Annotated in this window: 12 protein-coding genes; 10 read left to right on the forward strand and 2 right to left on the reverse strand. The window is 56.9% G+C overall.

Annotation, left to right across the window (positions count from 1 at the left end):
* Positions 1-184: 184 nt before the first annotated feature.
* Entirely contained in the window at positions 185-313 is a 129-nt protein-coding gene (gene mntS, locus HX884_RS17340) for a manganase accumulation protein MntS (protein WP_013097458.1), read from the reverse strand.
* 183 nt (positions 314-496) lie between these two features.
* On the opposite strand from mntS, the gene mntR reads away from it, so the two are divergent.
* From mntR to HX884_RS17385, 9 genes are all read left to right on the forward strand, one after another.
* Positions 497-970 (forward strand): manganese-binding transcriptional regulator MntR, encoded by a 474-nt coding sequence (mntR, locus tag HX884_RS17345; RefSeq protein ID WP_013097457.1) that lies wholly within the window; start codon positions 497-499, stop codon positions 968-970.
* On the forward strand, positions 967-2,076 hold the full coding sequence (locus tag HX884_RS17350) for an anion transporter (RefSeq protein WP_108453353.1): 1,110 nt from the start codon (positions 967-969) through the stop codon (positions 2,074-2,076). Before mntR ends, HX884_RS17350 begins: the two co-directional genes overlap by 4 nt.
* Positions 2,077-2,177: 101 nt before the next feature.
* Positions 2,178-3,272, forward strand: a complete 1,095-nt coding sequence (locus HX884_RS17355; RefSeq protein ID WP_029882857.1) for an HlyD family secretion protein — start codon at positions 2,178-2,180, stop codon at positions 3,270-3,272.
* Complete coding sequence (locus HX884_RS17360; RefSeq protein ID WP_178328530.1) at positions 3,269-4,840, forward strand: DHA2 family efflux MFS transporter permease subunit; 1,572 nt, start codon at positions 3,269-3,271, stop codon at positions 4,838-4,840. Before HX884_RS17355 ends, HX884_RS17360 begins: the two co-directional genes overlap by 4 nt.
* Positions 4,840-6,363: an efflux transporter outer membrane subunit gene (locus tag HX884_RS17365; protein ID WP_130626482.1), complete on the forward strand. Its 1,524-nt coding sequence runs from the start codon at positions 4,840-4,842 to the stop codon at positions 6,361-6,363. Before HX884_RS17360 ends, HX884_RS17365 begins: the two co-directional genes overlap by 1 nt.
* Before the next feature lie 106 nt (positions 6,364-6,469).
* Positions 6,470-7,510 carry an aldo/keto reductase gene (locus HX884_RS17370; RefSeq protein WP_178328531.1) on the forward strand — a complete coding sequence of 347 codons (1,041 nt, stop codon included), beginning with the start codon at positions 6,470-6,472 and terminating at the stop codon, positions 7,508-7,510.
* A gap of 148 nt (positions 7,511-7,658) precedes the next feature.
* On the forward strand, positions 7,659-9,035 hold the full coding sequence (locus tag HX884_RS17375) for a glycoside hydrolase family 1 protein (RefSeq protein WP_023622501.1): 1,377 nt from the start codon (positions 7,659-7,661) through the stop codon (positions 9,033-9,035).
* Positions 9,036-9,086: 51 nt separating this feature from the next.
* Complete coding sequence (locus HX884_RS17380; RefSeq protein ID WP_178328532.1) at positions 9,087-10,409, forward strand: PTS sugar transporter subunit IIC; 1,323 nt, start codon at positions 9,087-9,089, stop codon at positions 10,407-10,409.
* A 15-nt stretch (positions 10,410-10,424) separates the two neighbouring features.
* Positions 10,425-11,141 (forward strand): GntR family transcriptional regulator, encoded by a 717-nt coding sequence (locus HX884_RS17385; protein ID WP_178328533.1) that lies wholly within the window; start codon positions 10,425-10,427, stop codon positions 11,139-11,141.
* A 43-nt stretch (positions 11,142-11,184) separates the two neighbouring features.
* Here the strand turns inward: HX884_RS17385 and ldtB are convergent, their stop codons facing one another.
* Positions 11,185-12,105 (reverse strand): L,D-transpeptidase, encoded by a 921-nt coding sequence (ldtB, locus tag HX884_RS17390; RefSeq protein ID WP_020689864.1) that lies wholly within the window; start codon positions 12,103-12,105, stop codon positions 11,185-11,187.
* 221 nt (positions 12,106-12,326) lie between these two features.
* Between ldtB and HX884_RS17395 the strand changes: the two genes are divergently transcribed.
* A complete protein-coding gene (locus tag HX884_RS17395) occupies positions 12,327-13,922 on the forward strand; it encodes an ABC-F family ATPase (RefSeq protein WP_178328534.1) in 1,596 nt (531 codons plus the stop codon).
* The last annotated feature ends 113 nt before the right edge of the window (positions 13,923-14,035 follow it).

Below are 14,035 nucleotides of genomic sequence, written 5' to 3' on the forward strand. Positions count from 1 at the left end.
CGAGCCGCAAATTGTGCAGGGCTGCAAGAAGATAGTGCGAGCGCTAAATAATATCAACCGTTGCCAAGCAGATGTTTTGCGAAGAGGATTGCAAATCCGTAAAAAAAACCGGGAATAGGGCGGCCGGAGGCCAGTTTACAGCGGGAATATGACGGCAAAATGAAGCGGCGTACCGCAACGCCGCTTAGTGAGAAGGTTTGTCGTCCTGATGCGGCTTGTTGTTAAACATATCGCACAGCATGTTCAACAGCATTAAGCGCACCCTGAAGGGGGAGTGAGTAAACACGGTCATACACCTCTTGAATTCGTTCATAAGACCTCCTGATTTTTGATCCCTTCGATCCGTGAAGGGTGACTGCATTACATACAGATATAGCACAGGCTATATTGTATAGCTATGGCTATTTCGTTAATTTTTTGTGCTTGTAGAGGTATGGTTTACAATGTGCGCTCTCGATACCGGGCGCTGGAAGCGTCACCCCACTGAGGAAGTACAATGAACCGTCGCGCAGGTAAGCCAACAATCAGAAAAACGACGCAACTGGTGAATGTGGAAGAGCACGTCGAAGGTTTTCGTCAGGTGCGTGAAGCCCACCGACGTGAACTGATTGATGATTATGTTGAGCTGATTTCCGATCTGATTCGCGAGGTCGGGGAAGCACGTCAGGTTGATATGGCGGCCAGGCTGGGGGTTTCGCAGCCAACCGTTGCGAAGATGTTAAAACGTCTGGCCTCCGTCGGCTTAATCGAAATGATCCCGTGGCGCGGCGTCTTTCTGACGCCGGAAGGGGAGAAGCTGGCGCAGGAGAGCCGCGAGCGCCACCAGCTGGTGGAGAACTTCTTGCTGGTGCTGGGCGTAAGCCCGGAGATTGCCCGTCGGGATGCGGAAGGAATGGAACACCACGTCAGCGAAGAGACGCTGGTGAAGTTTCGTGAGTTTACGCTTAAATATGGTTCCTCCGCTGAATGAAAATCCCTGGACTGCAGGCCCTCACGCGCGATCGCTTCTTTCATCTCTTATTGATTATTGGTGCAGGTTTAAGCCTTTTTGTACCGTTTGCGCCCAAGGCCTGGCCTGCGGCGATTGACTGGCGCACTATCATTACCCTGAGCGGGTTAATGATGCTCACCAAAGGGGTGGAGCTGAGCGGCTACTTCGACGTGCTGGGGCGCAAAATGGTGCGCCGGTTTGCCACCGAACGCAGGCTGTCGCTGTTTATGGTATTCTCCGCCGCGGTGCTGTCGACCTTTCTCACCAACGATGTGGCGCTGTTTATCATCGTGCCGCTGACGCTCACCCTGCGTAAGCTGTGCGAGATCCCGGTGAGCCGGCTGATCATCTTTGAAGCGCTGGCCGTCAACGCGGGCTCGCTGTTAACCCCTATTGGCAACCCGCAAAACATTCTGCTCTGGGGACGTTCAGGGTTATCGTTCGCCGCCTTTACCTGGCAGATGGCGCCGCTGGCGCTGGTGATGATGGCGTCGCTGCTGGTGGTCTGCTGGTTTGCCTTCCCGGATAAAAAACTGCAATACCACAGCGGCACAACCGGCCCGCAGTGGCAGCCTCGTCTGGTCTGGAGCTGCCTGGGGCTGTATATCGTCTTTCTGTTTGCGCTGGAGCTGCGGTATGAACTGGCGGGCGTGCTGCTCGTGGCGGCTGGTTTTGTCGTGCTGGCGCGACGCGTGCTGGTGAGCGTGGACTGGACGTTGCTGCTGGTCTTTATGGTGATGTTCATCGACGTGCATCTGCTTATCCAGCTCCCGGTGCTGCAACACGTGCTGCACAGCGTCAGCGGTCTGTCTCAGCCGGGGCTGTGGCTGACGGCGATTGGCCTCTCGCAGGTCATCAGCAACGTGCCTTCTACCATTTTACTGCTCAACTACGTTCCGCCGGACACGCTTCTGGCCTGGGCGGTTAACATCGGCGGCTTTGGTCTGCTGCCCGGCTCGCTGGCCAACCTGATTGCCCTGCGGATGGCGAACGATCGCCGCATCTGGTGGCGTTTCCATCTCTGGTCGATCCCCATGCTGCTCTGGGCTGCGGCGATCGGTTTCGGATTATTCCTTCTCATATAGTGCGCAATTTGTCAGTTTTTCCTGGCAAACGTATAGCAACGTCCTAGCTTTAGTGAACGGCATAGTGTGATGCCGCTCACTGACGGGACCGTTGCTGAACTATGGCTGAAGAACAAAACCCGCCTGCTGACGAGCAGGACAAAAACAATAATGAGCGTAAGCGTCCGGGCAAAAAACCGTTAATTATCCTCGGCATTGTCGTGGTGGTAATGGTCATCGTGGCGCTGGTCTGGTGGTTTTTAACCCGTAACGAAGAGACAACTGACGACGCCTTTACCGACGGCGATGTGGTGACGATTGCCCCTAAAACGGCGGGTTATGTCACGGCGCTACATGTGCGTGATAACCAGCGCGTGAAAAAGGGCGATCTGCTGGTGGTTATCGATCCGCGTGATACCACCGCCCAGCGCGATCAGGCTCAGGCCCAGCTTGGCCTGGCTATTGCGCAGCTGCATCAGGCCCAGGCACAGCTGGCGCTCTCGAAAGTGCAATACCCCGCCCAGCGCGACGAAGCCAAAGCGCAGGTGCTGAAAGCGCAGGCAGACCTCGCCAACGCGCAGGCGGAGTATCGCCGCCAGCGCGGGGTTGATCCGCGTGCCACCACCCAACAAAGCATTGATTCCGCCAACGCCCAGCTGCGTAGTGCACAGGCCGCTCTGGCAAGCGCGCAGGCCCAGCTGGAAGTGGCGGAGCAGGTACAGCTGCAGATCCGCCAGCAGGAGACCAACGTCGAAGCGCGTGAGCGCCAGGTCGATCAGGCTAAAGCGCAGCTGGAAACCGCTAACCTCAACCTCTCTTACACCGAAGTTCGCGCCCCGTTCGACGGGTTTGTCACTAAGCGCAACGTGCAGCCGGGTACGCTGGTACAGGCGGGCACGGCGCTGTTCTCGCTGGTCTCACCCAACGTCTGGGTGGTGGCCAACTTTAAAGAGTCTCAGCTTGAGCGCATGAAGCCAGGCGATAAGGTGGAGGTTTCCGTCGATGCCTGGCCAGATATGGCGCTTGAAGGCCATGTCGACAGTATCCAGCAGGGCAGCGGCTCGCGTTTCTCGGCGTTCCCGTCGGAAAACGCCACCGGCAACTTTGTTAAAATTGTCCAGCGCGTGCCGGTGAAAATTGTGATTGATAAAGGGCTGGATCCGAACAAACCGCTGCCGCTGGGGCTGTCGGTAGAACCGAAGGTCACCGTGGAATGACGGATCACAGCCACGATAACTGGAAGCCCGCCAGCAATCCGTGGGCGGTGGCGATTGTCGTCACGCTGGCGGTGTTTATGGAGATCCTCGACACCACCATCGTCAACGTGGCGCTGCCGCACGTGGCGGGCTCGCTCTCGTCCAGCTATGACGAGTCCACCTGGGTATTAACCAGCTACCTGGTGGCTAACGGCATCGTCCTGCCCATCTCGGCGTTTCTCAGCCGGGTGTTTGGCCGCAAGCAGTTCTTCCTGATTTGCATCGTGATGTTCACCGTCTGCTCGTTCCTGTGCGGGATCGCGACCGAGCTGTGGCAAATCATCTTGTTCCGTGTGATGCAGGGCTTTTTTGGCGGCGGCCTGCAGCCCACTCAGCAGTCGGTGCTGCTTGACTACTTTAAACCGGAAGACAGGGGTAAAGCGTTTGGTCTCTCCTCCATCGCCATCATCGTTGCGCCGGTACTCGGCCCGACGCTCGGGGGCTGGATCACCGACAACTACTCCTGGCGCTGGGTGTTCTTTATCAACATCCCGGTGGGGATAGTGACGGTGCTGGCGATCTACCAACTGCTGGAAGATCCACCCTGGGAGAGTAAAGCCAAAGAGAAGCTGACTATCGACTGGACGGGGATCGGCCTGATCGCGCTTGGCCTCGGCTGTCTGCAGGTGATGCTCGACCGGGGCGAGGATGATGACTGGTTCTACTCGAACTTTATTCGCACCTTTGCGGTGTTAACGCTGGTCGGCATCATTGGCGCCATTTACTGGCTGATGTATGCCAAAAAACCGGTTGTTGATCTGCACTGCATGAAGGACCGCAACTTTACCATCTCCAGCCTGCTGATGGCGGGGATGGCGATGATCCTTTACGGCAGCTCGGTGGTGATCCCGCAGCTGGCGCAGCAGGATCTGGGCTATACCGCCACCTGGTCCGGGCTGGTGCTGTCGCCCGGCGCAGTGTTGATTGTATTGACCATCCCGCTGGTCCTGAAGCTGATGCCGGTGGTGCAGACGCGCTGGATCATCGCCTTTGGCTTTACCTGTCTGGCAGTGTCGTTCTTCTGGTCGCGCACGCTCACCCCGGATATCGACTTCGAAACGCTGGTGCTGTTCCGCAGCGCCCAGTCGATTGGGCTGGGGTTCCTGTTTGTCCCGCTGACCACCATTGCGTTTATTTCTATCCCGAGGCGGCTGAACGCGGATGCCGCGGCGCTGTTCACCATGTTCCGTAACGTTGCGGGCTCGATTGGCATATCGCTTTCCACGGCGGCCATCACCGAGCGCTCGCAGGCCCACAGCGCGCACCTTGCGTACCACGCCTCGCCGTTTAACGAGCAGTTCCAGCAGGCGATCCGCGAAAGCGCGCAGGAGATCCAGAACTTTACCACTCAGGTCGGCGACCCGACCGGCATTGCCACCGGGCGCATGTACCAGACCATGATTGAGCAGTCGCGCTTCCTGGCCTATATCGACGTATTCACCATTCTGAGCGTGGTGGCGCTGGTCCTGATTCCGTTTTGTTTGTTGCTCTCGCCGGTTAAGAGCGAGGGGAGTGCAGGAGCACATTGATGATACACAGACGTTTACACCCCCTGATGATAATGATGCTACTGGCAGGCTGCGCCGTGGGGCCGGATTACCAGCCGCCTGCACCGCATGCCGTCACGCACTGGAACGATAAAGGCGACAGCACGGTGAAATCACAAACCACCTCCGCTTCGACTAACCCGCGCTGGTGGAAAACGTTCGGCTCGCCGCAGCTCGACAGTCTGATTGAACGCGCCATCGCCGGGAATTTGTCCCTGCAGCAAACGGTGCTGCGCATCGCTGGTGCGCGCGAACAGATTAACCAGGCGGGCGGGGCGTTTTATCCGTCGGTCAACGGCAATCTGCAGGCGACGCGCCAGCAGCTCGGCCTGGAAGGTGAGTTGAAGTCTCATGGGGTCTACGACCAGCTTGATAACGTCGATCCGGAACTCAGGGGTGCGTTAGGACCGCTGACGCAGCCGATCAACCTCTACCAGGGCAGCTTCGACGCCCAGTGGGAGATTGATCTCTGGGGCAAAGTTCGCCGTCAGGTTGAAGCTGCTGAAGCGCAGCAGAAAGCCGCTATTGAGCAGCGTAACGACGCGCTGGTCTCCCTTGAAGCCGAAGTGGCGCGCGCCTGGCTCCAGCTGCGCGGGGCGCAGAGCATTATTGCCACGCTGAACACCCAGATTAAAAGTGCGCAGCAAACGCTGGATCTGACCGAAAGTCGCCAGCGGGGCGGGCTGTCTCCGCAGATGGACGTAGAAAATGCGCGGGCGCAACTGGGCAACCTTGAAGCACAACTGCCGCAATATCAGGCGCAGGAGCGGCAGGCGATGAACGGCCTGGCGATCCTGCTCGGCAAGCAGCCGGGGGCGTTGGATGCGGAACTGCAGTCCGCCCAGCCGATGCCTGCGCTGCCGGATATCGTGCAAACGGGTATTCCATCCACGCTGGCGCGACGTCGTCCGGACGTGCGAGAAGCGGAAGCGAATCTCCATGCCGCCACAGCGCAAATTGGCGTGTCGGTGGCCGAGCTGTTCCCGAGCTTTACCCTGTCCGGACAGTTTGGCCTGCGCAACAGCGAATCCAACTGGCTCACCGACTGGAGCAGCCACTTCTACAGTTTTGGTCCGCAGGTCTCCATTCCCATCTTCCAGGGCGGAAGACTGGTCTCCAGCGTGAAAGTGGCGCGTGCGCAACAGGGGGCGGCGGTGCTGGATTATCGCCAGACGGTACTGACTGCGCTGGGGGATGTTGAGAATGCGCTGGTGAGTTACCGCACCGATCAGAAGCGTGAAGCGGGTCTGGCGAAGACCATCGATGCGCTGCAAAACGCCTTCGATCTGGCCAGCGACAGCTACCGGCAGGGAATTGCCAGCTTTATCGACGTGCTCGACGCCCAACGGCAGCTGGCACAGGCCGAGCAGCAGCGTGCCCAGGCGCAGGTGCAAAGCGCGCTCGATCTGGTGGCGCTCTATAAGGCACTTGGCGGCGGCTGGGAGCCCTATCAGCAGGTGCAGTTACCGGATTACGCCGTCTTTGGCGATGCCCCGCGCGGATAATATTCAGAGGATTGGGCAAGAAACGGACAGGAACGCCACATTCGCATTGGCCAGGGGGCGGGTATAACTATCAGGCACCCATCAAACGACATGTGAGGACTATCTTATGCGTTATCAAAAACTGGGCAATACCGGTCTGTTTGTTTCTGAACTGTGCCTTGGCACCATGACCTTCGGCGGTGAAGGTGGCATGTGGGGCAAGATTGGCCAGCTCCAGCAGAGTGAAGCCGAGCAACTGGTGGGCCGTGCGCTGGATGCCGGGATCAACTTCATCGACACCGCGAACGTCTATTCCGAAGGCCGCTCGGAGGAGATCACCGGCCGGGCACTCAAGAACCTGAAAATTCCGCGCGAAAACGTGGTGGTTGCCACCAAAGTGTTTGGCGAAACGGGCACGGCGGGGGTGAACTCACGCGGCAGCTCACGCTATCACATTATCAGCAGCGTGAAAGAGAGCCTGCGCCGTATGCAGCTCGACCATATCGATCTCTACCAGCTTCACGGTTTCGACCCCGCAACGCCGATGGAAGAGATGCTTTATGCCCTGGATAACCTTGTGCAGCACGGCCACGTGCGCTACATCGGTGTCTCTAACTGGGCCGCATGGCAGATTGCCAAAGCGCTGGGCATTTCCGAGCGGCTGGGTCTGGCCCGTTTCGCATCGCTGCAGGCCTATTACACCATCGCCGGACGTGATCTGGAGCGCGAACTGGTGCCAATGATGCAGAGCGAAGGCGTCGGGCTGATGGTCTGGAGCCCGCTGGCGGGTGGCCTGCTGAGCGGGAAATATGGCCGCGACGGGCAGAGTGAAACCGGTGGTCGTCGTCTGGAGTTTGACTTCCCGCCGGTGGAAAAAGAGCGCGCCTTCGATTGTGTGGATGTGATGCGCACTATCGCCGAAAGCAAAGGTGTCTCCGTCGCGCAGATCGCCCTGGCGTGGCTGCTGCATCAGAAGGCGGTGACCAGCGTCATTATTGGTGCCAAACGCGTCGATCAACTGGATGACAACATCGCCGCAACGGGGATCCGTTTAAGTGAAGACGAGCTGAAACAGCTTGATGCCGTCAGCGCACTGCCGCGCGAATATCCGGGCTGGATGCTGGAGCGGCAGGGGGAGTATCGTCGTAATCAGCTCGCACAGCAATAACCCTCCTTTCCCCGGTGGCGCACCGCTCACCGGGGCTTTTTTTCCCCGCTCTGCTCACAAAATTCGATCCTCCTCTTTGATCGCTTTTACATCTTCGCCTATATGACTAGTCATGAAATTTAAATGACTAGTCATATAGGGAGAGACCATGAATCAATCACTGCCAGCCAACTTTTTATGGGGCAACTCGGTATCCAGCATGCAGACGGAAGGGGCATGGAATGAGGGCGGGAAGGGGATGTCGGTGTACGACATTCGCGAAGCGGGGGAAAACATCTCCGACTGGAAAGTGGCGACCGATTCCTACCACCGCTACCGGGAAGATTTCGACCTGATGCAGGATCTGGGCATGAACTGCTACCGCTTTCAAATCTCCTGGAGCCGGGTCTGTCCGCAGGGCGACGGCGAGTTCAACGATGAAGGCATCGCCTTTTACGACCGCTTTATTAACGATCTCATCGCCCGCGGTATCGAGCCGATGATCTGCCTCTATCACTTCGATATGCCGCTGGCGCTGGCGCAGGAGTACAACGGCTTTAACGATCGTCGCGTCATGGATGCCTTTATCCGCTATGGCAAAAAGATGATCGACTGCTTCGGCGACCGCGTGAAGTACTGGCTGACCTTCAACGAACAGAACATCTTCCATATGCCGGAAGCGTTTCGTATTTCCGGCTACATGAAAGGCGAGAAAACCCTGCGCGAGCTCTACGAGTTGCAGCATCACACCATGGTGGCGCACATGACGCTGACCGAATACCTGCACCAGACAAAACCGGGTCAGCTGATGGGCGGTATGCTGGCACACCAGCTGGTTTACCCGGCCACCTGCAAACCGCGCGATATCTTCTGCGCCCAGCAGTACGACGAATTTCTCAACCAGAACCTGCTGCGCGTCTTTGCTGGTCAGGGCTATAGCCCGGCGGTGATGGCGGTGGTGGAGCAGGAAGGGTTTGGCGATATCTACCGTGCCGAGGATCTGGCGCTGTTCGCAAGAACCCAAAACGACTTTATGGCCTTCAGCTACTACGCCAGTAAAACGCTGGACAGCGATGCCATTCCGCAGGGAACCCCGGTGAACAATTATCTGCTGTACGGCGATAAAAATAACCCGTACCTGAAAGCCACCGAATGGAACTGGCAGATCGATCCGCTCGGTTTTCGCACCATCATCACCCGCTACGCCAACGACTGGCGCATGCCGGTGTTCCCGATTGAAAACGGCATTGGCGTGATTGAATCCTGGGATGGCGTGAACCCGATTGAGGATACCTACCGCATCGACTATCACCGGGCGCATATCGAGGCCATGAAAGCCGCCATGTTCGAGGATGGCGCTGAGGTGATGGGGTATCTCGGCTGGGGTCTGATCGACATTCTGAGCTCTCAGGGCGACATGCGTAAGCGCTACGGCGTGGTCTACGTCAACCGTGAAAACCACGACCTTAAAGACCTGAAACGCGTGCCGAAGAAGAGCTACGCGTGGTTAAAACAGGTTATCCATACCAACGGACGCGAGATGTAAGCCGTACGCTGCCGGGCCGTTTTTGTGACTGATTGATGGGAACTATCCGCTATGTCTGAAACAAAAATCACACCGCATATGCAGTCCTTTGTCGATAAATTTGTTGAGTTCTCAGCGCGCCTGGCAAACCAGGTGCATCTTCGCTCCCTGCGCGATGCCTTCGCCACGGTGATGCCGATTTTCATCCTCGCCGGACTGGCAGTGCTGGTGAACAATGTGGTGTTCCCATGGATTTTTGACGGCGACACGCTCACGCACTTCAAGGTATGGGGCGAGGCGATCATCAATGGCACGCTGAATATCGCCGCGCTGCTGCTGGCACCGATGATTGCCTGGTCGCTGGCGCGCAACAAGGATTTCGACAATCCGGTCTCGGCAGTGGTTATCGCTGTCAGCAGCTTTATTATCATGATGCCGATGCGTCTGCAGCTCACGCCCGTCGGCAGCGACACCACGGTGAATGTCACCCAGGTGCTGACCTTCGCCAACATTGGTTCGACCGGGATTTTCGCCGGGGTGCTGATTGGCTTGCTCTCGACGGAGCTGTTTATCGCCATCTCGCGGCTCAAGGCGCTGCAAATATCACTGGGGGAAAACGTGCCGCCGGCGGTCAGTAGATCTTTTAGCGCCCTGATCCCGACCATCCTGACGCTCTCACTGTTTGCCGTTCTGGCCGCGCTGCTGGCGAACGTATTGCATACGGATCTGATTCACCTGATCACCACCTTTATCCAGCAGCCGCTGCGGCTCATCAATACCAGCCTGCCGGGGACGATTTTTATCTACAGCTTTGGTAACTTCCTCTTCACGCTGGGTATTCATCAGTCGGTAGTCAACAGCGTGGTGCTGGAGCCGTTCCTGTTGATTAATACCAATGAGAACATGCTGGCCTTTGCCAACGGCCAGCCGATCCCGCACATCATCAACAACATCTTCGTGCCGACCTTTGGCATGGTGGGCGGTACCGGTAGCACCATTTCACTGCTGATCGCCATTTTTATCTTCTCGCGGCAACAATCGGCGAAACAGGTGGCACGTCTGTCGCTGGCGCCGGGTCTGTTCAATATCAACGAGCCGGTGATTTTCGGCCTGCCGATTGTATTTAACCTGCCTTTAATGATCCCGTTTGTCCTGTTGCCCGCCATTGGCATTTACTTCGCCTGGCTCTGCACCACGCTGGGATTAATGTCGCGCTGCGTGGTGATGATCCCGTGGACCACGCCGCCAATTCTGAGCGCCTGGCTGGCAACCGCGGGGGACTGGCGGGCGGTGGTGGTGCAGTTGGCAATCATCGTATTTGGTGTATTCTTCTACCTGCCTTTCCTCAAAATTGCCGAGCGAGTGGCGTTGAAAAACAGCGGGATAGAACATTAAACAGAAGGAAGGACGATGGCGGCGAAGTACATCACCATAGCGCGTGAAATCAAAAAACGCATCATCAGCCAGCAGTATGCCGCCAATGAACCCCTGCCGGACCAGTTTGCGCTGGCGGCGGAGTTCAATACCAGCCGGATGACCATTCAGCAGGCCATGGGTCAGCTGATCGTTGAAGGGCTGGTATATACCCGTCAGGGGCAGGGGACGTTCATCCGCAAAAACTTCCTTCAGTTGTCGCAGTGGGATCTCTCCGGCAGCGACTACTTTGGCGCGACCAAAACCTGGGAGCATCTGGGCACGGTAACGAGCCAGGTGGTGCATTTTGAACTGCGCTTCCCGAACGAAAAAGAGCAGGCCTCGCTGATGATTAATGCCGATACGCCGGTCTATGACTTCATTCGTCTGCGTTTACTTAATGGTGAGCCCATGTCGCTGGACGCGACCGTAATGCCGCTCAACCTGGTGCCCGGGCTGAACAAAAGCCATCTTGAAAGCTCGGTGTTTCGCTATGTGCAGGAGACGCTGGGTCTGAAAATTATGGGATCGTACCGCGTGGTGCGGGCGCTAAAGCCGAATGCGCTGGATATGCAGCATCTGGTCTGCGAGGAGAGCGACCCGGTGCTGGAGGTGGAGCAGGTGATCTATCTGGAAGATGGCACGCCGCTGGAGTATGCGCACTGTCATTATCGTTACGACCACGGCGGGATTGTGATCGTGAATAACGGATAAAAAAAAGCGGGCATCGAAGCCCGCTTTTTTCGCTGTGTCGCGATTAGTTCAAACGCACCGGCATACCGGAACGGTTCTGCACAGCCTGGTCAACGATAGTCGTTTCCACGTCCGGCTGAGAGGTCACGGACTGCACCGCGCTGGTCAGCGTAATCGGCACGATTTCGTTATTGTTGATCTGGTCTTCGCTGGTGGACAGCGGGTTGTGCACTTCAATGTAACGGCTGCCATCCGGCTCAGAGGTCGCTTTAACCGGTTCGTTGATGAACTGGACGCGGGTACCTACCGGCACGTTTTCGAACAGGAATTTGATGTCGTCGTTACGCAGACGCACGCAGCCGTGGCTTACGCGCAGGCCGATACCGAAGTTAGCGTTGGTACCGTGGATGGCGTACAGGCGGCCGATGTACAGGGCGTACAGACCCATTGGGTTATCCGGGCCTGCCGGAACCACGGCGGGCAGCGGTTCACCTGCCGCGATGTATTCCGCGTGCATTTTCGCCGTTGGGGTCCAGGTTGGGCCTGCTTTCTTACGTTCAACTTTGGTGGTCCAGTTCAGCGGGGTATCTTTACCCAGCTGACCGATACCGATTGGCAGCACGATTACCGTGTTGGTGCCTTTCGGATAGTAATACAGACGCATCTCCGCGCTGTTAATCACGATGCCTTCATGAACGGTATCCGGCAGGATCAGCTGCTGAGGGATATTGAGAACGGTACCTGCTTTTGGCAGGTATGGGTCAACGCCCGGGTTCGCTTCCAGCATGTTAGACAGGCCCAGCTGGTACTGTGCTGCGAAATACTCCAGCGGCTGAGTGTTACCCTCAGGCACCGTCACCACCTGGTTTTGACCCACCAGACGGCTACCGTCTGTCGGCAGCGGATAAGTCACCGCAGAAGCGGTTTTGCAAAAACCTACTACGGCTAACGCCGCCGCAAAAAGCGTTGTTAATTTCATGTTCATGTTGTGCGAGGTATCTAAGCCATTCAGGCGTGAGTTGATAAGTCTGAATCTGTGATGGGAGCGCATTATATGTGCATTCCCGCTAACAGGGAATTCAGATGTGTACGAAATCACATTTTTTTCGATTTTGTTAAAGTTTAGCGGAGCGTCGCAACACAGGATCTCAATTCGGAATTGTGGCATAATGCCGTGTTTATCACACTTTTCGCAGGAATCTCCCCGTGTTAGTTACCAGCAACGTCACTATGCAGTTTGGCAGTAAGCCGCTGTTCGAAAACATTTCCGTCAAATTTGGCGGCGGCAACCGTTACGGCCTGATTGGTGCCAACGGTAGCGGTAAATCCACCTTTATGAAGATCCTCGGCGGTGACCTGGAGCCGACGCTCGGCAACGTGTCGCTCGATCCCAACGAGCGCATCGGTAAACTGCGTCAGGATCAGTTCGCCTTTGAAGAGTTCACCGTGCTCGACACCGTGATCATGGGGCACGCGGAGCTGTGGGAAGTGAAGCAGGAGCGCGACCGTATCTACGCTCTGGCCGAAATGAGCGAAGAAGATGGCTACAAAGTGGCCGATCTGGAGACGCAATACGGCGAAATGGACGGTTATTCTGCAGAAGCGCGTGCGGGCGAGCTGCTGCTGGGCGTGGGCATTCCGGTCGAACAGCATTACGGCCCGATGAGCGAAGTGGCACCTGGCTGGAAGCTGCGTGTGCTGCTGGCGCAGGCGCTGTTCTCTAACCCGGACATTCTGCTGCTCGATGAACCGACGAACAACCTGGACATCGACACCATCCGCTGGCTGGAGCAGACGCTCAACGACCGTGACAGCACCATGATCATCATCTCGCACGACCGTCACTTCCTGAACATGGTGTGTACGCACATGGCGGATCTGGATTACGGTGAGCTGCGTGTTTACCCGGGCAACTACGACGAATACATGACGGCGGCCACCCAGGCGCGTGAACGTCTGCTGGCGGATAACGCCAAGAAGAAAGCGCAGATTGCGGACCTGCAGTCCTTCGTCAGCCGCTTTAGCGCCAACGCCTCTAAATCCCGTCAGGCAACATCGCGTGCCCGCCAGATTGACAAAATCAAACTGGAAGAGGTTAAAGCTTCCAGCCGTCAGAACCCGTTCATCCGTTTCGAGCAGGACAAGAAACTGTTCCGTAACGCGCTGGAAGTGGAAGCCCTTACCAAAGGTTTTGATGAAGGCCCGCTGTTTAAGAATTTCAACCTGCTGCTGGAAGTGGGCGAGAAGATCGCCATTCTGGGTGCCAACGGCGTAGGTAAATCCACCATGCTGAAAACCCTGGTCGGCGAACTGCAGCCGGACAACGGGAGCGTGAAATGGTCCGAAAACGCGCAAATTGGTTATTACGCGCAGGATCACGAGTATGAATTTGAAAACGACCTGACCGTCTTCGACTGGATGAGCCAGTGGAAGCAGGAAGGCGACGATGAGCAGGCGGTGCGCAGTATTCTGGGGCGTCTGCTGTTCAGCCAGGACGACATCAAGAAGCCTGCCAAAGTGCTCTCCGGTGGAGAGAAGGGCCGTATGCTGTTCGGCAAGCTGATGATGGTAAAACCGAACATTCTGGTGATGGACGAACCGACCAACCACCTGGATATGGAATCTATTGAATCGCTGAACATGGCGCTGGAGATGTACCAGGGCACCCTGATCTTCGTTTCTCACGACCGTGAGTTCGTCAGCTCGCTGGCAACCCGCGTGATTGAAATTACGCCAGAGCGCGTGGTGGACTTCACCGGTAACTACGAAGATTATCTGCGCAGCAAAGGTATCGAGAACTAAAAAAAAGCCGGGTGGCGGCTGCGCCTTACCCGGCCTACGTTCTGTTCCCTCTCCCTGTGGGCTGAGGGATCCCCAGTAATATGGTCATGCAACCATGACCATATTACTGTACT

Source organism: Enterobacter sp. SECR19-1250 (assembly GCF_013391025.1).
GTDB classification, from domain to species: domain Bacteria; phylum Pseudomonadota; class Gammaproteobacteria; order Enterobacterales; family Enterobacteriaceae; genus Enterobacter; species Enterobacter cloacae.

Coding starts and splice junctions, on each gene's coding strand:
- HX884_RS17380 (WP_178328532.1), top strand. CDS start 9,087: ATGTCTGAAACAAAAATCACACCGCATATGCAGTCCTTTGTCGATAAA.
- HX884_RS17370 (WP_178328531.1), top strand. CDS start 6,470: ATGCGTTATCAAAAACTGGGCAATACCGGTCTGTTTGTTTCTGAACTG.
- HX884_RS17350 (WP_108453353.1), top strand. CDS start 967: ATGAAAATCCCTGGACTGCAGGCCCTCACGCGCGATCGCTTCTTTCAT.
- ldtB (WP_020689864.1), bottom strand. CDS start 12,105: ATGAACATGAAATTAACAACGCTTTTTGCGGCGGCGTTAGCCGTAGTA.
- HX884_RS17375 (WP_023622501.1), top strand. CDS start 7,659: ATGAATCAATCACTGCCAGCCAACTTTTTATGGGGCAACTCGGTATCC.
- HX884_RS17365 (WP_130626482.1), top strand. CDS start 4,840: ATGATACACAGACGTTTACACCCCCTGATGATAATGATGCTACTGGCA.
- mntS (WP_013097458.1), bottom strand. CDS start 313: ATGAACGAATTCAAGAGGTGTATGACCGTGTTTACTCACTCCCCCTTC.
- mntR (WP_013097457.1), top strand. CDS start 497: ATGAACCGTCGCGCAGGTAAGCCAACAATCAGAAAAACGACGCAACTG.
- HX884_RS17385 (WP_178328533.1), top strand. CDS start 10,425: ATGGCGGCGAAGTACATCACCATAGCGCGTGAAATCAAAAAACGCATC.
- HX884_RS17355 (WP_029882857.1), top strand. CDS start 2,178: ATGGCTGAAGAACAAAACCCGCCTGCTGACGAGCAGGACAAAAACAAT.
- HX884_RS17360 (WP_178328530.1), top strand. CDS start 3,269: ATGACGGATCACAGCCACGATAACTGGAAGCCCGCCAGCAATCCGTGG.